This is a genomic window from Pseudomonas sp. BP01 (assembly GCF_022760795.1).
GTDB classification, from domain to species: Bacteria; Pseudomonadota; Gammaproteobacteria; order Pseudomonadales; family Pseudomonadaceae; genus Aquipseudomonas; species Aquipseudomonas putida_Q.
Genome location: NZ_JAFBKA010000026.1, coordinates 63273 through 81426, shown reverse-complemented (window position 1 = coordinate 81426; position 18154 = coordinate 63273). Strand labels below are relative to the sequence as shown.

The 18154-nt window shown below is 62.5% G+C and carries 22 protein-coding genes; 12 read left to right on the top strand and 10 right to left on the bottom strand.

Annotation, left to right across the window (positions count from 1 at the left end; all coding sequences use genetic code 11):
• Window positions 1-181: 181 nt before the first annotated feature.
• Window positions 182-736, bottom strand: coding sequence for an NAD(P)-dependent oxidoreductase (locus tag JOY50_RS21325; protein ID WP_243055769.1), 555 nt, complete (start codon window positions 734-736; stop codon window positions 182-184).
• Between the two features lie 51 nt (window positions 737-787).
• Between JOY50_RS21325 and JOY50_RS21320 the strand changes: the two genes are divergently transcribed.
• Window positions 788-1120, top strand: a complete 333-nt coding sequence (locus JOY50_RS21320) for a DOPA 4,5-dioxygenase family protein (RefSeq protein ID WP_016497382.1) — start codon at window positions 788-790, stop codon at window positions 1118-1120.
• Window positions 1121-1238: 118 nt separating this feature from the next.
• Here the strand turns inward: JOY50_RS21320 and trpA are convergent, their stop codons facing one another.
• Both trpA and trpB read right to left on the bottom strand, forming a co-directional pair.
• A complete protein-coding gene (gene trpA / locus JOY50_RS21315) occupies window positions 1239-2048 on the bottom strand; it encodes a tryptophan synthase subunit alpha (RefSeq protein ID WP_132846310.1) in 810 nt (269 codons plus the stop codon).
• On the bottom strand, window positions 2045-3262 hold the full coding sequence (trpB, locus tag JOY50_RS21310; RefSeq protein ID WP_019470349.1) for a tryptophan synthase subunit beta: 1218 nt from the start codon (window positions 3260-3262) through the stop codon (window positions 2045-2047). The genes trpA and trpB overlap by 4 nt, the downstream gene beginning before the upstream one ends.
• Before the next feature lie 110 nt (window positions 3263-3372).
• Here trpB and JOY50_RS21305 point away from each other — a divergent pair, with 110 nt between their 5' ends.
• Entirely contained in the window at window positions 3373-4269 is an 897-nt protein-coding gene (locus tag JOY50_RS21305) for a LysR family transcriptional regulator (RefSeq protein ID WP_132846311.1), read from the top strand.
• Here the strand turns inward: JOY50_RS21305 and JOY50_RS21300 are convergent.
• A complete protein-coding gene (locus JOY50_RS21300) occupies window positions 4266-4589 on the bottom strand; it encodes a YqjD family protein (RefSeq protein WP_019470351.1) in 324 nt (107 codons plus the stop codon). The two genes, JOY50_RS21305 and JOY50_RS21300, sit on opposite strands and share 4 nt — an antisense overlap.
• Before the next feature lie 149 nt (window positions 4590-4738).
• Here JOY50_RS21300 and JOY50_RS21295 point away from each other — a divergent pair, with 149 nt between their 5' ends.
• Together JOY50_RS21295 and JOY50_RS21290 are read left to right on the top strand one after the other, a co-directional pair.
• Window positions 4739-4954, top strand: a complete 216-nt coding sequence (locus tag JOY50_RS21295; protein WP_132846312.1) for a dodecin — start codon at window positions 4739-4741, stop codon at window positions 4952-4954.
• A gap of 101 nt (window positions 4955-5055) precedes the next feature.
• Complete coding sequence (locus JOY50_RS21290) at window positions 5056-5277, top strand: DUF1161 domain-containing protein (RefSeq protein WP_138736673.1); 222 nt, start codon at window positions 5056-5058, stop codon at window positions 5275-5277.
• A 98-nt stretch (window positions 5278-5375) separates the two neighbouring features.
• Here the strand turns inward: JOY50_RS21290 and JOY50_RS21285 are convergent, their stop codons facing one another.
• A complete protein-coding gene (locus JOY50_RS21285) occupies window positions 5376-6380 on the bottom strand; it encodes an LLM class flavin-dependent oxidoreductase (RefSeq protein WP_132846314.1) in 1005 nt (334 codons plus the stop codon).
• Window positions 6381-6534: 154 nt separating this feature from the next.
• On the opposite strand from JOY50_RS21285, the gene JOY50_RS21280 reads away from it, so the two are divergent.
• Both JOY50_RS21280 and JOY50_RS21275 read left to right on the top strand, forming a co-directional pair.
• Entirely contained in the window at window positions 6535-6960 is a 426-nt protein-coding gene (locus tag JOY50_RS21280; protein ID WP_019470354.1) for an OsmC family protein, read from the top strand.
• Between the two features lie 73 nt (window positions 6961-7033).
• On the top strand, window positions 7034-7267 hold the full coding sequence (locus JOY50_RS21275) for a DUF1161 domain-containing protein (protein WP_016497391.1): 234 nt from the start codon (window positions 7034-7036) through the stop codon (window positions 7265-7267).
• A gap of 34 nt (window positions 7268-7301) precedes the next feature.
• On the opposite strand, the gene JOY50_RS21270 is transcribed toward JOY50_RS21275, so the two are convergent.
• Window positions 7302-7715, bottom strand: a complete 414-nt coding sequence (locus JOY50_RS21270) for a hypothetical protein (protein ID WP_132846315.1) — start codon at window positions 7713-7715, stop codon at window positions 7302-7304.
• A 55-nt stretch (window positions 7716-7770) separates the two neighbouring features.
• Window positions 7771-8184 (bottom strand): hypothetical protein, encoded by a 414-nt coding sequence (locus JOY50_RS21265; protein ID WP_019470356.1) that lies wholly within the window; start codon window positions 8182-8184, stop codon window positions 7771-7773.
• Window positions 8185-8269: 85 nt separating this feature from the next.
• Here JOY50_RS21265 and JOY50_RS21260 point away from each other — a divergent pair, with 85 nt between their 5' ends.
• Entirely contained in the window at window positions 8270-9343 is a 1074-nt protein-coding gene (locus JOY50_RS21260; protein ID WP_132846352.1) for an aminopeptidase, read from the top strand.
• A gap of 131 nt (window positions 9344-9474) precedes the next feature.
• Here JOY50_RS21260 and JOY50_RS21255 read toward each other — a convergent pair whose 3' ends face one another.
• Complete coding sequence (locus JOY50_RS21255; RefSeq protein ID WP_132846316.1) at window positions 9475-10125, bottom strand: HAD family hydrolase; 651 nt, start codon at window positions 10123-10125, stop codon at window positions 9475-9477.
• Between the two features lie 20 nt (window positions 10126-10145).
• Complete coding sequence (locus tag JOY50_RS21250; RefSeq protein ID WP_016497395.1) at window positions 10146-10694, bottom strand: gamma carbonic anhydrase family protein; 549 nt, start codon at window positions 10692-10694, stop codon at window positions 10146-10148.
• Window positions 10695-10796: 102 nt separating this feature from the next.
• On the opposite strand from JOY50_RS21250, the gene prlC reads away from it, so the two are divergent.
• The 5 genes from prlC to JOY50_RS21225 all read left to right on the top strand — a co-directional run bounded on the left by prlC (window position 10797) and on the right by JOY50_RS21225 (window position 17131).
• The gene (gene prlC, locus JOY50_RS21245; protein WP_238342256.1) at window positions 10797-12848 is read left to right on the top strand and encodes an oligopeptidase A; all 2052 of its coding nucleotides are present in this window, start codon (window positions 10797-10799) and stop codon (window positions 12846-12848) included.
• The gene (locus JOY50_RS21240; RefSeq protein ID WP_016484250.1) at window positions 12845-13126 is read left to right on the top strand and encodes a YheV family putative zinc ribbon protein; all 282 of its coding nucleotides are present in this window, start codon (window positions 12845-12847) and stop codon (window positions 13124-13126) included. The genes prlC and JOY50_RS21240 overlap by 4 nt, the downstream gene beginning before the upstream one ends.
• 80 nt (window positions 13127-13206) lie before the next feature.
• Window positions 13207-14265, top strand: coding sequence for a PA0069 family radical SAM protein (locus JOY50_RS21235; protein ID WP_132846318.1), 1059 nt, complete (start codon window positions 13207-13209; stop codon window positions 14263-14265).
• Window positions 14266-14687: 422 nt separating this feature from the next.
• Window positions 14688-15407 (top strand): carbonic anhydrase, encoded by a 720-nt coding sequence (locus tag JOY50_RS21230; RefSeq protein ID WP_016497399.1) that lies wholly within the window; start codon window positions 14688-14690, stop codon window positions 15405-15407.
• A gap of 191 nt (window positions 15408-15598) precedes the next feature.
• Window positions 15599-17131 (top strand): SulP family inorganic anion transporter, encoded by a 1533-nt coding sequence (locus JOY50_RS21225; RefSeq protein WP_132846319.1) that lies wholly within the window; start codon window positions 15599-15601, stop codon window positions 17129-17131.
• 131 nt (window positions 17132-17262) lie between these two features.
• On the opposite strand, the gene JOY50_RS21220 is transcribed toward JOY50_RS21225, so the two are convergent.
• Entirely contained in the window at window positions 17263-17904 is a 642-nt protein-coding gene (locus JOY50_RS21220; protein ID WP_003253042.1) for a hypothetical protein, read from the bottom strand.
• Window positions 17905-18154: the final 250 nt, after the last annotated feature.

Sequence of the window (18154 nt, the reverse complement as noted above, 5' to 3'; positions counted from 1 at the left end):
AGCCAGCTCCCACAGGTAGTGCACAGGGCCAGGCATCGGCGCAGCCTTTGAGATCTTGGGGCCGCTTTGCGGCCCATCGCCGGCAAGCCAGCTCCCACAGGTAGTGCACAGGGCCAGGCATCGGCGCGGTCGGAGTGGGAGCTGGCTTGCCGGCGATGGGCTGCGCAGCAGCCCCGGCGATCTAGACCACGAAGTTCAGATGCTCGCCCCTATGCAGGTCCAGCTCCAGCATATCCGCCATCCCCGCCGCCACGCGTGCCCAACCATCATCGGGCAAAGCCTGCGGGGTATTGATCAAGGTCCAGTGCAAAGCACTGCGCTGCAACCCATCAACCACCTGGTCCACACATTCGCGCTCTGCCTCGCTGTACTTGGCCGGCTCATCCAGCACAGCGAAATCGCCCACCAGCAACAGCCGGCGTATAGTCGTACGCTCAAGCCCCGCCACCAGCGCCTCGCTCAGCTGTGCTTGCCCTGGCAAGTCACCTGGCGCCAGCGCCGACAACAGGGCAATCACCGCCGAGCCCCCTGCCGCGCTTTGCTCTGCCTGGTCGGCATCGTCCAGCCCGCCTATCTTGAAGTGCAGGCCCGGGCGTGCGGTGTGGCGGTTCAGGTCATCGACCGCGGCGGTGACTTCGTGCTGGCGCGACAGCAACTCGGCCATCAGGGCATTGCCCAGGCTGCTTTCAGGCCCGAACAAGACCAGTTTGTACACTGGGGTTTCGGCGTTTTTCACTGCATCACTCCCTTGCAGGTGGTGATGGTTGGACCGCAATCAGGAGTTATCGTGCAAAGGATCAAGGGTTACCACGCCCACGTTTATTACGACGCAGCGACCATGGAGCAGGCCCGTGAACTGTGCGAGGAGGCGGCGCGGCTGTTTCCCGTGACCATGGGGCGCATGCATCAGAAGCCGGTTGGGCCGCACCCGGACTGGAGTTGCCAGCTGGCGTTCGGGCCTGAAGTGGTAGGGGTGGTTTTGCCTTGGTTGGCTCTGTACCGCAAGGGCCTGGTGGTGTTCATGCACCCGGAAACCGGGGATGAACTGGCGGACCACCGGGATCATGCGATCTGGATGGGGGCCGTGCGGCCATTGAAGCTGTCGATTTTTGGTGGGTAATTCTGTTGCCTGTGATGGCCTCTTCGCGGGCTTGCCCGCTCCCACAGGTTCTCCACAGTTTTCAGCATCTGTGTAGTCCCTGTGGGAGCGGGCAAGCCCGCGAAGCAGGCGACGCGGTTTAGCGGCGGGCGCCGCGCACGCCTTCAGCCAGTGCTGAGCACAGGCTCAATACATCAGTTACCGCCTGATCGGCACTTTTAGCCTGGGCAATCTTGTCGACCAGCGCCGAGCCCACCACCACACCATCGGCCAGGCGGGCAATGTTCGCAGCCTGCTCCGGGGTACGAATGCCGAAACCGACGCTGATCGGCAGGTCGGTATGCCGGCGCAGGCGGGCAATGGCCTCGGTCACGTGCTCGGTGGTCGCCGAGCCGGCACCGGTCACACCGGCCACCGACACGTAGTACACAAACCCGGAGCTGCGTTCCAGCACGCGCGGCAGGCGCGCATCGTCGGTGGTCGGGGTGGTCAGGCGAATGAAGTCGATGCCTGCAGCCTGGGCCGGGGTGGCCAGTTCGGCGTCGTGCTCTGGCGGCAGGTCGACGATGATCAGGCCATCGACGCCTGCTTCTTTGGCTTGAGCCACGAACGTGTCCACGCCAAAGCGGTGAATCGGGTTGTAGTAACCCATCAGCACGATTGGCGTAGTGTGGTTATCCACACGGAACTCGCGAACCATCTGCAGGGTTTTGGCCAAGGTCTGGCCCGCTTCCAGGGCGCGCAGGGTGGCCAGCTGGATGGCCACGCCATCGGCCATCGGGTCGGTGAACGGCATGCCCAGTTCGATCACGTCGGCGCCGGCTGCCGGCAGGCCCTTGAGGATCTGCAGCGAGGCGTCGTAGCCCGGGTCGCCTGCGGTGACGAAGGTGACCAGTGCCGAACGGCCTTCGGCCTTCAGTTCGGCGAAGCGTTGTTCAAGACGGCTCATGCCTGTTTCTCCTGGGCGGCCATGTGGTTCATGACGGTTTGCATGTCTTTGTCGCCGCGGCCCGACAGGCACACCACCATCAGGTGGTCCTTGGGCAGTTTCGGCGCGCGCTTGATCGCTTCGGCCAGGGCGTGGGAGCTTTCCAGGGCCGGGATGATGCCTTCCAGGCGGCAGGTGGCGTGGAACGCATCCAGCGCTTCGTCGTCGGTAATGCTGACGTACTCGACGCGCTTCACTTCGTGCAGGTAGGCGTGCTCCGGGCCGATGCCCGGGTAGTCGAGGCCTGCGGAAATCGAGTGGGCGTCGGTGATCTGGCCGTCTGCGTCTTGCAGCAGGTAGGTGCGGTTGCCGTGCAGTACGCCCGGTACGCCGCCGTTCAGGCTGGCAGCGTGCTTGTCGGTGTGCACGCCGTGGCCACCGGCTTCGACGCCGATGATCTGCACGCTTTGCTCTTCGAGAAACTCATGGAACAGGCCCATGGCGTTGGAACCACCACCGACGCAGGCAACCAGGCTGTCTGGCAGGCGGCCTTCCTTCTCTTGCAGCTGGGCGCGGGTTTCCTTGCCGATGATCGACTGGAAGTCGCGGACCATGGCCGGGTACGGGTGTGGGCCAGCGACAGTGCCGATCAGGTAGAAGGTGTCTTCGACGTTGGTGACCCAGTCGCGCAGGGCTTCGTTCATGGCGTCTTTCAGGGTGCCGGTACCGGCGGTAACCGGGACGATTTCGGCGCCCAGCAGCTTCATGCGGAACACGTTGGCCTGTTGGCGCTCGATGTCGGTGGCGCCCATGTAGATCACACACGGCAGGCCGAAGCGGGCAGCGACGGTGGCTGTGGCCACGCCGTGCATGCCGGCGCCGGTTTCGGCGATCAGGCGCTTCTTGCCCATGCGCTTGGCCAGCAGCACCTGGCCGATGCAGTTGTTCACCTTGTGCGCGCCGGTGTGGTTGAGCTCTTCACGCTTGAAGAAGATCTTGGCGCCGCCACAGTGCTCGGTCAGGCGCTCGGCGAAGTACAGCGGGTTGGGGCGGCCGATGTAGTCGCGCTGGAAGTAAGCCAGCTCTTCGAGGAACTTGGGGTCTGCCTTGGCCGCTTCGTATTCGCGGGCCAGGTCCAGCACCAGTGGCATCAGGGTTTCGGCCACGTAGCGGCCGCCGAACGAGCCGAACAGGCCATTGGCGTCGGGGCCGGGGCGGTATTGGGACTGGGTCATGGGGCGCTCCAGGGCGTAATGAATGAGTGATGGGCTTTACTCTAACCACGGCAAGCCCGGCTGAAAACCGATAAGATTGCGCAAACTTGTCAGAAAAACTCACAGGTACCATGGCCCACGACCTCCCTCCCCTGAATGCCCTGCGCGCCTTCGAGGCTACCGCCAGGCTTAACAGCGTTAGCCAGGCGGCTGAAGCGCTGCATGTTACCCATGGCGCTGTCAGCCGGCAGATCAAGGTGCTGGAGGAGCACCTGGGGGTGGCGCTTTTCGTCAAGGACGGGCGCGGCATCAAACTCACAGATGCCGGTGTGCGTCTGCGCGATGCCAGCGGTGAGGCCTTCGACCGGCTGCGCAGCGTGTGTGCCGAACTCAGCCGCGATGTCAGCGAGGCGCCGTTTGTGCTGGGCTGCTCGGGCAGCCTGTTGGCACGTTGGTTTATCCCCAGGCTGGGGCGTCTGAAGGCGGAATTGCCCGAACTGCGCCTGCACTTGTCAGCAGGTGAAGGTGACCTCGACCCGCGTCGGCCAGGGCTCGATGCGTTGCTGGTATTCGCTGAACCCCCCTGGCCGGCGGATATGCAGGTGCATGTGCTGGCCGAGGAGCGTATCGGGCCGGTACTCAGCCCGCATTTTGCCGGCTTCGATCGCTTGCGCGACGCGCCCGCCAGTGCCCTGCTGGACGAGGCCCTTTTGCACACCACCTCACGGCCACAAGCATGGCCGACATGGGTTGGGCAACAGGGATTGGACCCGGCAGGGTTGCAGTACGGCCAGGCGTTCGAGCATTTGTACTATTTGCTGGAGGCTGCGGTTGCAGGCCTTGGCGTGGCCATCGCGCCACAGCCATTGGTGGCTGATGACTTGCGGGCCGGACGTCTCAGCGCGCCGTGGGGCTTTTCACCTACCCGGGCAGCGCTGGCGTTGTGGGTGCCCCGGCGCGCCGCAGATGGGCGCGCCGAGCAGTTGGCGCAGTGGCTGCGCCGCGAGTTGGAACGCCAGACGGGTTAGTTGCGACGGGTCAACAGATAGGCCGCCAGCAGACCGATGGCGCCAATCGCCACGCCTGCCGTTGTCACCGGATGCTCCTGTGCATAATCACGGGTAGCAATGCCGGTCTGGCGGGTGCGGGTTTTCACTTCCTCGTAAGCATCGCTGAGCAGACTACGCGAGTGTTTCAGCGCACTTTCGGCGTTGCTGCGGATTGCCTTCACCGACTTCTGGGACTCTTCCGAGGCGTCATGCTTGAGGTTTTCCAGGCTTTTCAGAAGGCTTTCGATCTCCGCTTCCATGCTTTCCAGGGATGTTTTACGCAGCGAGTTGCGGTGCATGTTGACTCTCCTTTGCAGTATGGGCTGTAAGGTTGCGACCCTTGGCCCGCGCGAAAGTGCGATCGAACTTTCACCTTGGCGGACGGCTCGCAGGTAAACCAGGCCTACCCTGCTAGGCTGAATTTCACCGTTATCCAAGGAGCGTGAACATGACTGACCATCACACGTACAAGAAGATCGAGCTGGTGGGATCCTCGCCAACCAGCATCGAAGAGGCGATCAACAATGCCCTGGCCGAAGCCGGCAAGAGCATCAAGCACCTGGAATGGTTTGAAGTGGTCGATACCCGTGGACATATTGAAGGCAACAAGGCCGCGCACTTTCAGGTCACGCTGAAGGTGGGCTTCCGTATCGCCAACAGCTGAAACACTGCCAGGCTGGATGATCCCGGCCTAATGGGGTATTCAGGAGAGGGGCGCCTTGGCGGGCGCCCTTTCTGATTTCATCTGCACAAGGAAAGCGATCGATGAACAAAGTGATTCTGGCGCTGGGCCTGATGACACTGGCCGGTGGTGCGCTGGCGGCGGGCAAGCCGTGCGAAGAGCTGAAGGCGGAGATTGCCGCCAAGCTCGATGCCAAAGGGGTTACTGGCTACAAGCTGGAGGTCGTCAACAAGGGCGAGCCGGCCGGCAAGGTGATTGGCAGCTGCGAGGCGGGTACCAAGGAAATTGTCTACCGCCGCGGTTGATGCGTTGGCTTTTTCGCGGGCTCGCCCGCTCCCACAGGTAATACACAGGGTCAAGCAGCCGTGCAGTCCTGTGGGAGCGGGCGAGCCCGCGAAGAAGGTCAGGCGGTCTTGAGGGCCTGCGCCAACAGCTCATAGGACCGGATGCGGTCCGCATGTTCATACAGGTCACAGGTAAAGATCAGCTCGTCCGCCCCGGTCTGCTCCAGCAGCACCTCCACCTTGGCCCTTACCTTTTGCGGGCTGCCGATCATCGCCAGGCCCAGGAAACTGCCTACCGTCTCCCGCTCATGGGGCAACCACAGCCCGTCCATGCTTTCTACCGGCGGCTTCTGCATCAGGCTCTGCCCGCGAATCAGCGCCAGAATGCGCTGGTACACCGAGGTGGCCAGGTATTCGGCCTTTTCGTCGGTTTCTGCCACCACCATGGGGATGCCCAGCATCACATACGGCTTGTCCAGCGTGGTCGAGGGCTTGAAATGATTGCGGTACACGCGGATCGCCTCGTGCATGTAGCGCGGCGCAAAGTGCGAAGCGAAGGCATAGGGCATGCCGCGCATGCCTGCCAGCTGGGCGCTGAACAGGCTGGAACCGAGCAGCCACATCGGCACGTCAGTGTCGTGCCCCGGCACGGCGATCACTTTTTGATCATCGGTACGTGGGCCGAGGTAGCGCGACAGTTCCTCGACATCGTCCGGGAAGTCATCCGGGCCGCCAGCGCGGTCGCGGCGCAGGGCGTAGGCCGTCATCTGGTCCGAGCCCGGCGCACGGCCCAGGCCCAGGTCGATACGCCCCGGGTACAGGCTGGCCAGGGTGCCGAACTGCTCGGCGATCACCAGTGGCGCGTGGTTGGGCAGCATCACCCCACCAGAGCCCACGCGAATGGTCGAGGTACCCCCGGCCAGATAGCCAATCAGCACCGACGTTGCCGAACTGGCGATGCCATCCATGTTGTGGTGCTCGGCCACCCAGAAGCGGTTGTAGCCAAAACGCTCGACGTGTTGCGCCAGGTCCAGCGAGTTGCGCAGCGATTGCGCCGGGCCTGCATCGGCGCGCACGGGTACCAGGTCGAGGGTGGATATTTTCAGGTCACGCAGCTGCGTCATTGGAGCCTCCGCAAAGGTGGTTGGCCAGAGGCCTTTGTAACTCTGTATGGGCATATTCGGGGGATTCAATGTTTGCTGTGCGATTGGTCTGAACTTGCCGTAAGCGGCGGGCCTCTGAATCCATAACCACGTAACCGAATGACCAGGAGGCAGTATGAAAAAGACAGCATCGGCGATCTGGCAAGGTGGCTTGAAGGATGGCAAGGGCCTGCTTTCTACCGAAAGCGGTGCGCTCAAGCAGAACCCGTATGGCTTCAACACCCGTTTCGAGGGCACGCCCGGCACCAACCCGGAGGAGCTGATTGGCGCCGCGCATGCCGGCTGTTTCTCGATGGCGTTGTCGATGATGCTCGGTGAAGCAGGGCTGACTGCGGACCGCATCGACACCGCTGCCGAGGTGACGCTCGACAAGCTGCCGGATGGTTTTGCCATTACGGCCGTGCATCTGGTGCTCCGGGCCAAGGTACCGGGGGCAAGCGAGGCGCAGTTCCTGGAAATTGCCAACAAGGCCAAGGAAGGGTGCCCGGTGTCCAAGGTGCTGAACGCAAAAATCAGCCTGGATGCGGCGCTGGTGGGCTGAAGCGGCGCAACGGAGGCGGTTTGCTGTAGTCTAAACAGCGTCGGCAGCACGCTGCCTTTTCAGGAGCCGTTCCATGATTCGCGTAGCAATCGCCGTGTTGGCTTCCCTGGTCGCCACGTCCACGTTGGCGGCGGTCAAGCCGTGCGAGGAGCTCAAAGCCGAGATCGAGGCTAAGATCCAGGCTCAGGGTGTGCCGTCCTACACCCTGGAGATCGTGCCCAACAGTGAGGTCAAGGACCAGAATATGGTCGTCGGCACTTGCGATGGCGGGACGAAGAAGATCATTTACCAGAAGAATGATCGGTAAATTCGGGATTTTGGGGCCGCTTTGCGGCCCCGTCTCACGGGATGCAAAACACGTTGCTGGGCTCGTTCACCAGCACCTTGCGGCTGGCGTCGTACAGCAGCACCTGCGGCTCCATCACCGGTGCCCGCGCTTCCAGGCGATAACGCTCGCCGGCCTTGAAGTTGTCAAAGCGCACAGTCAGGTAGCAGGTTCGGTCCCTGGGTTGGGACATGACGCCGCCGGAATAGATTTCGTAATCGAAGCGCACCACCAGTTCGTGCTTGCCGGGCGTTACCTGGAAGTAACGGCCGTCCTCCAGGCGCTTGCCGTCCAGGCGGTCGGCCATGATCACGCGGCCGGGGGTCATGGTGTACAGATCGATCCAGGCCTGCTTGGGGTCGACGGGTGGCAAGGGGCTGGCGCAAGCCCCCAGTGCACTGAGGGCGATCAGCATCATGGGCTGGCGCATGGCAAAACTCCCACTTGCGATTTACAAGTAACAAGCATAGCGCCGTTTGTGCGGTTCAGGTGCGTTGGCAGCCGGCAGGCAAGCCCTGCCCGACCATTTTCTGCTGGTCGTCGTAGAGCTTGATCCAGGGGCGGAAGCCGATACTGCCGGCGTGCAGTTGATAGCGCTGCCCGGCACTGAAGTCCTTGAAGGTCAGCTTGACCTGGCAATCGCGCCACAACGGCTCGTCGACCGGGCCGATATTGCTGGGTGTGACCGGGAACTGGTAGCGCACGGTCAGCTCGTGGCTGCCGGGCTGTACTTCGAAATAGCGGCTGTCGGCCCAGTCACGTTCATCGACCTGCACCGCGTCCAGCGAGGTGTTGTCGTAGGGGGTAAGGTCGATCCAGGCCTGGTTCGGGTCCGGGGCTGGCAACGTGGAACAGGCGGATATCAGCAACAGTGAACCGGCGACCAACAATGCACGCATGGCGAAACTCCCCCTTGGCGAGATAGTCTTGGAGCGAATTGGCCTTGAGCGAGTCAGACAGTCCCGGATGCTTCGACTTTTTCTTATGCAGCGCTCAGGCCCTGGGGCACTCGACCGCGTTTTCACCCGTTTGGTTCCCCTGCTGGGGGCGCTCCTGCTGAACGGTTGCAGCAGCGTGGCCTACTATGGACAGCTGGCCGAGGGCCAATTGCAGCTGCTGCGTGCGCGACAGCCAGTCGGGCAGGTGCTGGCCGACCCGGCCACATCACCGCAACTGCGTGAGCGCCTGGCGCATGCGGAACAGGCGCGGGTGTTCGCGAGCCAGCAGTTGAAACTGCCGGATAACCGGAGTTACCGGGTGTATGCCGACATAGCCCGGCCTTATGTGGTGTGGAATGTGTTCGCCACGCCCGAGCTGTCGTTGCAGCCGGTGACGCACTGTTTCCCGATTGCGGGGTGCGTGGCGTATCGCGGCTATTACCAGCAAGGTGCGGCGCGAGGTGCGGCGGCGTTGATGCGCCAGGAAGGCCTGGATGTGTATCTGGGCGGCGTGGAGGCTTATTCGACCCTGGGCTGGTTCGACGATCCGATCCTGTCGTCGATGGTGGGTTGGGGTGATGAACGCCTGGCGACGTTGATTTTTCACGAACTGGCTCACCAGCGCTTCTATGTGCAGGACGATACCGAGTTCAACGAATCATTTGCCTCCTTTGTCGAGCAGGAAGGCACCCGGCAATGGCGTGCAGCGCGTGGGCTTGCCGCTGTTGGCGGGGAGCAGGGGCAGCAGCGTGACCAGTTCATCCGGCTGGTGCTGGCCAGCCGCGAGCGGTTGCAGGGGATTTATGGCGGGCCGCTGGACGATGCGCACAAGCGGCTGGCCAAGCAGGCCGAGTTTGAGCGTTTGAGGCGTGAGTACCGGCAGGTGCGTGATGGCCAGTGGGGCGGGGACAAGCGCTATGACGCCTGGATGTATGGGCCGATGAATAATGCCAAGTTGTTGCCGTTTGGGCTGTATGACCAGTGGGTGCCGGCGTTTGCGGCGGTGTTTCGTGAGGTGGGTGGGGATTGGCTTCGGTTTTACCAGCGGGTCGAGCAGTTGGGGCGGTTGCCGATTGAAGAAAGGAAAGCGGCGCTGCAGCGTCTGATGGTCAGCCTGTGAGATTTGGGGCCGCTGCGCGACCCATCGTCGGCAAGCCAACTCCCACAAGGACCGCACAAGGTTTGAATTTGATGCAGGACCTGTGGGAGCTGGCTTGCCGGCGATGGGCTGCAAAGCAGCCCCTAGAGCCCTCAAGCATTGATGAATGCCTGATGCATCTCGGCCAAGGTCGCAAAGTGGTAGGCCGGCTCTTCCGCCATCAGCTCTTGCCGGCTACCAAACCCATACCCCACCGCCACCGCCTGCAAGCCATTGCTGCGCGCGCCGATCAGATCATGCTTGCGGTCCCCGATCATCAGGGTTTGCGCCGGGTCCAGCCCTTCTTCATCCAGCAGGTGGCGAATCAGCTCGACCTTGTTGGTGCGCGTGCCGTCCAGTTCGCTGCCGTAGATCACCTTGAAGTGATGGTCGAAGGCGAAGTGCCGGGCGATTTCGCGGGCGAATTCCCACGGTTTGGAGGTGGCGATGTACAGCGTGCGGCCCTGCCCGTTCAGGGCTTCGAGCAACTCCGGCACCCCCTGGAACACCAGGTTCTCGTACAGGCCGGTGACGCGGAAACGCTCCCGGTAGAAGTTCACCGCATCCCAGGCCTTGGCTTCGTCAAAGCTGTAGAACTGCATGAAGGCCTGCAGCAGGGGTGGGCCGATGAAGTGCTCAAGGCGGGCCAGGTCCGGCTCGTCGATGCCCAGCTTGGCCAGGGCATACTGGATCGAGCGGGTGATGCCCAGGCGTGGGTCGGTCAGGGTGCCGTCGAGGTCGAAGAGGATGTTTTGCTGTTGCATGCTCGTCTCGTTAGTCGGGTTTATTCCGGTTGGTCGTAGCCTTCGGCCAGGTGCTGGTCCTTGAGCTTCACGTAGTTGCCGGCGCTGTAGGAGAAGAACGCGCGCTCTTTATCGTTCAGCAGCCGGGCCTGTTTCACCGGGCTGCCCATGTACAGGTAACCACTGACCAGGCGTTTGCCCGGCGGTACCAGGCTGCCGGCACCGATGATCACTTCGTCCTCGACGATGGCGCCATCCATGATGGTGCTGCCCATGCCGACCAGGATGCGGTTGCCCAGGGTGCAGCCATGCAGCATCACCTTGTGACCGATGGTCACCTCGTCACCGATGATCAGCGGGAAGCCGTCCGGGTTGAACGGGCCGGCGTGGGTGATGTGCAGCACGCTGGCATCCTGCACGCTGGTGCGCGCACCGATGCGGATGCGGTGCATGTCGCCGCGCACCACGGTCATGGGCCAGATAGAGCTGTCTTCACCGATCTCCACGTCGCCCAGCACCACCGCCGAACGGTCGACGAAGGCACGTAGTCCAACTTTCGGAGTGTGTTGCTGGAAGCTTCGGATGGCCATGATAGCGTCTCTCATCTGTGCCGATAGGCAGGCTGCCTGCTGCGGTCGGCGTCGATTGTAATTAAGATGGAGCAGTGTTTCTTCTGCCAAGGTATCCAAACCGTGACTGCGAACAACCCGCTTCTGCAATCCCACGATCTGCCGCCCTTCTCGCAAATCCGTGCCGAACACGTGTTGCCGGCGATCGAAGCGATCCTGGCCGACAACCGTAAAGCCATTGCCGAGATCCTCGAAAAGCAGGGCAAGGCCCCTACCTGGGCTGGCCTGGTGCTGGCGATGGACGAACTGAACGACCGCCTGGGCGCTGCCTGGAGCCCGGTCAGCCACCTGAACGCGGTGTGCAACAGTGCAGAACTGCGCGAGGCTTACGAGTCGTGCCTGCCAGCGCTGAGCGCCTACTCTACCGAACTGGGCCAGAACCGTGCGCTGTTCGATGCCTACCAGGCTTTGATCAACAGCCCTGAAGCCGCCGGTTTCGACGTGGCGCAAAAGACTATTCTCGAGCATGCCCTGCGTGACTTCCGCCTGTCGGGTATCGACCTGCCGGCGGACAAGCAGCAGCGCTATGCCGAAGTGCAAAGCAAGCTCAGCGAACTGGGCAGCCGCTTTTCCAACCAGCTGCTCGACGCCACGCAGGCCTGGACCAAGCACGTCACCGACGAAGCTGCGCTGGCCGGCCTGACCGACTCGGCCAAGGCGCAGATGGCCGCCGCGGCCCAGGCCAAGGGCCTTGAAGGCTGGCTGATCACCCTGGAATTCCCCAGCTACTACGCCGTGATGACCTACGCCAGCGACCGCGCCCTGCGCGAAGAGGTTTACGCCGCCTACTGCACCCGCGCCTCGGACCAGGGCCCGAATGCCGGCCAGTTCGACAACGGCCCGGTCATGCAGCAAATCCTTGACCTGCGCCAGGAGCTGGCCGAACTGCTGGGCTACAAGAACTACGCCGAGCTGAGCCTGGCCACCAAGATGGCCGAGTCCAGCGACCAGGTGTTGAGCTTCTTGCGTGACCTGGCCAAGCGTTCCAAGCCGTTTGCCGCCCAGGACCTGCAGCAGCTGAAGGCCTATGCCGCCGAGCAAGGCTGCCCGGAACTGGCCAGCTGGGACGCCGGCTACTTTGGCGAGAAGCTGCGCGAGCAGCGCTACAGCGTGTCGCAGGAAGCCCTGCGCGCCTACTTCCCGATCGACAAAGTGCTGGGTGGCCTGTTCAGCATCGTGCAGCGCCTGTACGGCATTGAAATCGCCGAGCTCAAGGGCTTCGACAGCTGGCATCCGGACGTGCGCCTGTTCGAGATCAAGGAAAACGGCCAGCATGTCGGCCGCTTCTTCTTCGACCTTTACGCCCGCGCCAACAAGCGCGGCGGTGCCTGGATGGATGGCGCCCGCGACCGTCGTCGCACTGCTGCTGGCGAGCTGCAGAGCCCAGTGGCCAACCTGGTATGCAACTTCACCCCGGCCGCCCCCGGGAAGCCTGCGCTGCTGACCCATGATGAAGTCACCACCCTGTTCCACGAATTCGGTCACGGCCTGCACCACCTGCTGACCCGTATCGAGCATGCCGGTGTTTCCGGTATCAACGGCGTGGCCTGGGACGCGGTCGAGTTGCCAAGCCAGTTCATGGAAAACTGGTGCTGGGAGCCAGAAGGCCTGGCGCTGATCTCCGGCCATTACGAAACCGGCGCGGCCCTGCCCCAGGACCTGCTGGACAAGATGCTGGCGGCGAAAAACTTCCAATCGGGCATGATGATGGTGCGCCAGCTGGAGTTCTCGCTGTTCGACTTCGAGCTGCACGCCAGCCATGGCGACGGTCGCAGCGTGCTGCAGGTGCTCGAAGGGGTGCGCGACGAGGTGTCGGTCATGCGCCCACCGGCGTACAACCGCTTCCCCAACAGCTTTGCGCACATCTTTGCTGGCGGTTACGCGGCGGGCTACTACAGCTACAAGTGGGCTGAAGTGCTGTCGGCTGATGCGTTCTCGCGCTTCGAGGAAGAGGGCGTGCTGAATGCCGAGACCGGCCGCGCCTTCCGCGAGGCTATCCTGGCCCGTGGCGGTTCGCGCGAGCCGATGGTGCTGTTTGTCGACTTCCGTGGCCGTGAGCCTTCCATCGATGCGCTGCTGCGGCACAGTGGCCTTACCGAAGGCGCTGCGGCGTGAGCGAGGTAGCTGTGAACAAGACCAAGAAGCGCTTCATTGCCGGGGCGGTATGCCCCGCGTGCAGCGAGCCCGACAAGCTGATGATGTGGAGCGAAGACGACGTACCGCACCGCGAGTGCGTCGCCTGCGGGTTCACCGACACCCTCAACGAGCAGGGCTTGTCGGTGCCCAAGGAGCTCGGCACCCGGGTCAACCACCTGGCACCCAAGGCGGCACCGGCCAAGGTGCAGACGGTGCAGTTCTTCCCTAATCCGAAGCTGAAGAAACCGACAGAGTAAGTACTGGCTGTCGGATCAGAGGCGCTGGTGGATTCATGGTAGCTGCGATACTGTATGCAAATACAGTATAGGGGTTAGCCATGAATCCTCCAGCACCACTAAAGGGCCGTGGCACGGCGCACAATCCGCACAACCGTTTTGCCCCCAACCATTCGGTGGTCGAGGACGACGGCTGGTATCAGGAAGTGCCGCAGACCCAGGGCACCGAAGTGCGCAGCGAGACGGCGAAATCGGTCATCTCCCGCAATACTTCACCCGACCTGCCCTTCGACCGCTCCATCAACCCTTACCGCGGTTGCGAGCATGGCTGCATCTACTGCTATGCCCGCCCTTCCCATGCCTATTGGGACCTCTCCCCCGGCCTGGATTTTGAAACCAAGCTGATCGCCAAGACCAATGCCGCCGAAGTGCTCGCGCAACAGCTGAGCAAGCCGGGTTACGTGTGCGCGCCCATCAACCTGGGGTCCAATACCGACCCGTACCAGCCGATCGAGCGGGAGCAGTTGCTGACCCGGCGTCTGCTTGAAGTGTTGCTGCGTTTTCGTCACCCGGTGACCATCGTGACCAAGGGCTCGCTGGTGTTGCGCGACCTCGACCTGCTGGCCGAAATGGCCCGGCAGCGTCTGGCGCGGGTGATGATCAGCCTGACCACGCTGGACGATGACCTCAAGCGGGTACTGGAACCGCGGGCGGCGTCACCCAGTGCCCGCTTGAGGGCCATCCGCGTGTTGCGCGAGGCGGGTGTGCCGGTGGGTGTGCTGTGTTCGCCGATGATTCCGATGATCAACGACAGTGAGCTGGAGCGCTTGCTGGAGGCTGCCAGGGAAGCCGGCGCACAAAGCGCGGCCTACATGATGCTGCGCCTGCCACTGGAGGTGGCGCCGCTGTTCGAGCAGTGGCTGCAGGACCATTACCCGCAACGGGCGGCCCATGTGTTGAGCCTGATCCGCCAGAGCCGGGGCGGCGAGCTGTATGACAGCCGGTTTGGTGCGCGCATGCGCGGTGAAGGGGTATTTGCCGAGCTGTTGGCGCAACGGTTTGCCAAAGCCATGAAGCGGCTGGATTTTGAAGGGCGCGAGGCGCAGACGCTGGACTGCTCTGCCTTCTGCCCGCCCGGTGGGCAGATGCCCCTATTTTGATCTTTGAACAGATCACGGTTTTTGTGGGAGCGGGCGTGCCCGCGAACACCGGCGCAGCCGGTGCCATATACCGAGTTGCCCTTTTCGCGGGCGCGCCCGCTCCCACAGGTACCTTGCAGGCCTCAGGTTCCCACATGCGGCCCATTGCCAGCCCTCAATACAACTAATCCGAGTTAATAATTGCGCTAATACATATTGGCAGTTGATGTTTTTTTGCTATTATCCAGATCCCGCCTTTTATATCTGGAACGCCCGTTCTAGAGCCTTCGAATTAAGTTTCAGTTAAGTTTTCCCCGCTAGCTTAGGCAATCAGTCCACACCGACTGTGATCTATGGCCCGTGCGTGTCATCTAAAACCCTGCATAGCCAGAATCTTTCCCCGGTAAAATGGATTTACCAACACACCGTCAAGAGGATGAATCATGCCCGTCAAGGACCCATCCAAGGTCGTTCCGGAGGTACCCGCCGAGGGCGCCGATGCCGCCCTGAAGCACATCGTCGACGGCTTCCTGCGCTTTCACCATGACGTCTTCCCCGAACAGCAAGAGCTGTTCAAGAAGCTCGCCACTGCGCAAACGCCGCGTGCCATGTTCATCACCTGCGCCGACTCGCGCATCGTCCCCGAGCTGATCACCCAGAGCTCGCCTGGCGACCTGTTCGTGACCCGTAACGTGGGTAACGTGGTACCGCCCTACGGCCAGATGAACGGCGGCGTTTCCAGCGCCATCGAATACGCCGTGCTTGCGCTGAAAGTGCACCACATCATCGTCTGTGGCCACTCCGACTGTGGCGCCATGCGTGCGGTACTCAACCCGCAATCGCTGACCAAGATGCCGACTGTTTCCGCCTGGCTGCGCCATGCCGAAGTGGCGCGTACCGTGGTCGAGAACAACTGCTCGTGCGGTACCGAACACGAAACCATGCAGGTGCTGACCAAGGAAAACGTGATCGCCCAGTTGCATCACCTGCGCACCCACCCTTCGGTTGCCTCGCGCCTGGCAGCCGGTGAGCTGTTCATTCATGGCTGGGTTTACGACATCGAAACCAGCAAGATCGAAGCTTACGACGCCATCAGCGACAGCTTCCTGCCCCTGGCTGCTGGCGAGCCGGTCCCCTGCGCTACTCCGAGAGGCCGCTACTAAGCGACCCATCCACCGCTAGAACCTTGATAGCCGGCTGCACCCTGTAGGGGTGTGGCGCGGCCTTCTGCTGCCTTGAATTCCCTGACTGCCTTGCCGGCAAGCCCGCTGGCGGCCCGCGCTTGCGCGCTCGTCAGGGGCAAACGTGCCCACGGTCAGAGGAATGACCGTGTGACAGAGAAAGGAGAAACACGGTGAACATTACACAGTTGAAAGCGGCCCTGCCGCGTGAGTTGCTGGCGTCGGTGGTGGTCTTTCTGGTGGCCCTGCCGTTGTGCATGGGTATTGCGATTGCCTCGGGCATGCCGCCGGCCAAGGGCCTCATTACCGGCATTATCGGCGGCATTGTAGTGGGTTTCCTTGCCGGTTCGCCGTTGCAGGTCAGTGGCCCGGCCGCCGGCCTGGCGGTGCTGGTGTTCGAGCTGGTGCGCCAGCATGGCATGGCCATGCTCGGGCCGATCCTGTTGCTAGCGGGGCTGCTGCAGTTGCTGGCTGGGCGCCTGCGCCTGGGTTGCTGGTTTCGCGTCACTGCGCCAGCGGTGGTGTACGGCATGTTGGCGGGGATTGGCGTGCTGATCGTGCTGTCGCAGGTGCATGTGATGTTCGATACAGCGCCGCAGCCTTCGGGGTTACAGAACCTGCTGGAATTCCCGTCCACCGTTGCCGCAGCCCTGCCGCACGAAAGCGCAGGCTCCGGCTGGATGGCCGGTGCGCTGGGCCTGGGCACCATCGCCATCATGTGGGGCTGGGAGCGCCTGCGGCCTCAGCGGTTGCGATTTGTCCCTGGCGCCTTGCTGGGTGTTGCAGCCATGACGGTCATCAGTATGTGGCTGGCCTTGCCGGTAAACCGCGTGCAGGTGCCGGCAGACCTGTCCGAGGCCATCGACTGGATCAGTCCGGCTGACCTGATGCAACTGGCCGACCCTACCCTGCTGGTCGCCGCCTTTGCCCTGGCCTTCATCGCCAGCGCCGAAACCTTGCTGTCGGCTGCGGCGGTGGACCGCATGCACAGCGGCCAGCGTTCGGACTTTGACCGTGAACTGTCGGCTCAAGGTATCGGCAACATGCTCTGTGGCGTGCTCGGCGCGCTGCCGATGACCGGCGTGATCGTGCGCAGTTCGGCCAATGTGCAGGCAGGGGCGCAGACGCGGGCATCGGCAATCTTCCACGGCCTGTGGTTGTTGGCCTTCGTGGTGGTGTTGAGCAGCGTGCTGCAGCAGATTCCGGTGGCGAGCCTGGCGGGTGTGCTGGTGTTTACCGGGGTCAAGCTGGTTGATTTCAAGGCGTTTCGTGGCCTGGGCCGTTATGGCCGTATGCCGATGTTCACCTATGCGGCGACGGCACTGGCGATCATCTTCACCGACCTGCTGACCGGCGTGCTGCTGGGCTTTGCCCTGACCCTGCTGAAGCTGGCGTTCAAGGCGGCGCGGCTGAAGATCAACCTGGTGAGCCTCGCCAAGGATGGGCACATGGAGCTGCGCCTCAGTGGCGCGGCGACGTTCCTGAAGGTGCCGGCGCTGACCCAGGTGCTGGATACTGTACCGGCGGGCACCACGTTGCATGTGCCGTTGGGTAACCTGAGCTATATCGACCACTCGTGCCTTGAGCTGCTGGAGGACTGGAACCGCAGTAATGCGGCCAATGGGTCGCGGTTGCTGATAGAGCAGCGGCGCCTGAAGCGGCGGATCGAGGGGCGGTTGCGGACTACGGCGGGGGTTGGTGCATAACGCCGGAGTCTCTGTTACCTGATCCGGCCTCTTCGCGGGCTCGCCCGCTCCTACAGGTACCGCACAGACACTCAATGCTTTGCAGTACCTGTGGGAGCGGGCGAGCCCGCGAAGAGGCCGGTACAGGAATATCAGGCTGGCTGACCCAGCTCCACACCCAGCTGGCGCGACAGGCAAGGCCAGCGCTTCCACGCCTCGCCGGTTGCCGGGCTGCTGAGTTTCTCGCGATAAGCCTCCACCGATTCCACCGCAAAGCTCTCGTCATTGAGCATTTCGTCAACCGAGTGGTGCACCACTTCATCCAGCTGGTTGGCAAAGCTCTCGCCAATCAGCTGGTGGGCAATCAGGTTGGCGACCGTGGTGTCGACCGGGATCAACGGCTGCTGGAAGTGGCGGATGTACAGGTCATTCACCTCTTCCACCAGGCGGTGCGCCAGGTAGGCCTCATCCAGCAGGCAGTCCAGGCCTACATGCCCTTGCATCACGCTGGGCGGCTGCAGGAAGTACGCCTCGGCAATTTTCAGTACAGGTTTGATCTGCGATTCGATCCCGGCTTCGCGGGCGACCTCGTGAGCGGCTTCCAGCAGTTCCGGAACCTGGTCGATGTAGGCGCTGACGAAGCGCGCCAAAGTACCCTGGGCGTCCTGCTCAGGCAGTTGGATCGAGGGGTGCAGGTGGGGCAGTTGCAGCTCGAGACGCTGTTTCAGTTGGCCGGTCTGGCCTTCATGTTGATGGGCTTGGCTTACCTGCTCGCGTACAGCAGCGATGTTCATGACAACTCCAGGGACATTACGTTTCAAACGGAAGACACTAAATTAGCTCGGTATACAGAATACCTAAGACGTATTTGTTATAAGCCACGCAAACGTGTGCGATCCAAGGTATATGGCAATGCCATTATTTGGCCACACCCTATCAAGCGCGCGGTTTTCAGGCCATTCAGCCATTTCGTGAAGTTCATTTCACACGCTTCATTGCGTGCCATTGGTCGCTGTCTATACTCCCGTTGAACGTGATTCGTTG

Coding starts and splice junctions, on each gene's coding strand:
- JOY50_RS21270 (WP_132846315.1), bottom strand. CDS start 7,715: ATGCGCCAGCCCATGATGCTGATCGCCCTCAGTGCACTGGGGGCTTGC.
- JOY50_RS21260 (WP_132846352.1), top strand. CDS start 8,270: ATGCAGCGCTCAGGCCCTGGGGCACTCGACCGCGTTTTCACCCGTTTG.
- JOY50_RS21255 (WP_132846316.1), bottom strand. CDS start 10,125: ATGCAACAGCAAAACATCCTCTTCGACCTCGACGGCACCCTGACCGAC.
- JOY50_RS21220 (WP_003253042.1), bottom strand. CDS start 17,904: ATGAACATCGCTGCTGTACGCGAGCAGGTAAGCCAAGCCCATCAACAT.
- JOY50_RS21290 (WP_138736673.1), top strand. CDS start 5,056: ATGAACAAAGTGATTCTGGCGCTGGGCCTGATGACACTGGCCGGTGGT.
- JOY50_RS21295 (WP_132846312.1), top strand. CDS start 4,739: ATGACTGACCATCACACGTACAAGAAGATCGAGCTGGTGGGATCCTCG.
- trpA (WP_132846310.1), bottom strand. CDS start 2,048: ATGAGCCGTCTTGAACAACGCTTCGCCGAACTGAAGGCCGAAGGCCGT.
- trpB (WP_019470349.1), bottom strand. CDS start 3,262: ATGACCCAGTCCCAATACCGCCCCGGCCCCGACGCCAATGGCCTGTTC.
- JOY50_RS21250 (WP_016497395.1), bottom strand. CDS start 10,694: ATGGCCATCCGAAGCTTCCAGCAACACACTCCGAAAGTTGGACTACGT.
- JOY50_RS21275 (WP_016497391.1), top strand. CDS start 7,034: ATGATTCGCGTAGCAATCGCCGTGTTGGCTTCCCTGGTCGCCACGTCC.
- JOY50_RS21300 (WP_019470351.1), bottom strand. CDS start 4,589: ATGCACCGCAACTCGCTGCGTAAAACATCCCTGGAAAGCATGGAAGCG.
- JOY50_RS21280 (WP_019470354.1), top strand. CDS start 6,535: ATGAAAAAGACAGCATCGGCGATCTGGCAAGGTGGCTTGAAGGATGGC.
- JOY50_RS21230 (WP_016497399.1), top strand. CDS start 14,688: ATGCCCGTCAAGGACCCATCCAAGGTCGTTCCGGAGGTACCCGCCGAG.
- JOY50_RS21305 (WP_132846311.1), top strand. CDS start 3,373: ATGGCCCACGACCTCCCTCCCCTGAATGCCCTGCGCGCCTTCGAGGCT.
- JOY50_RS21285 (WP_132846314.1), bottom strand. CDS start 6,380: ATGACGCAGCTGCGTGACCTGAAAATATCCACCCTCGACCTGGTACCC.
- JOY50_RS21265 (WP_019470356.1), bottom strand. CDS start 8,184: ATGCGTGCATTGTTGGTCGCCGGTTCACTGTTGCTGATATCCGCCTGT.
- JOY50_RS21235 (WP_132846318.1), top strand. CDS start 13,207: ATGAATCCTCCAGCACCACTAAAGGGCCGTGGCACGGCGCACAATCCG.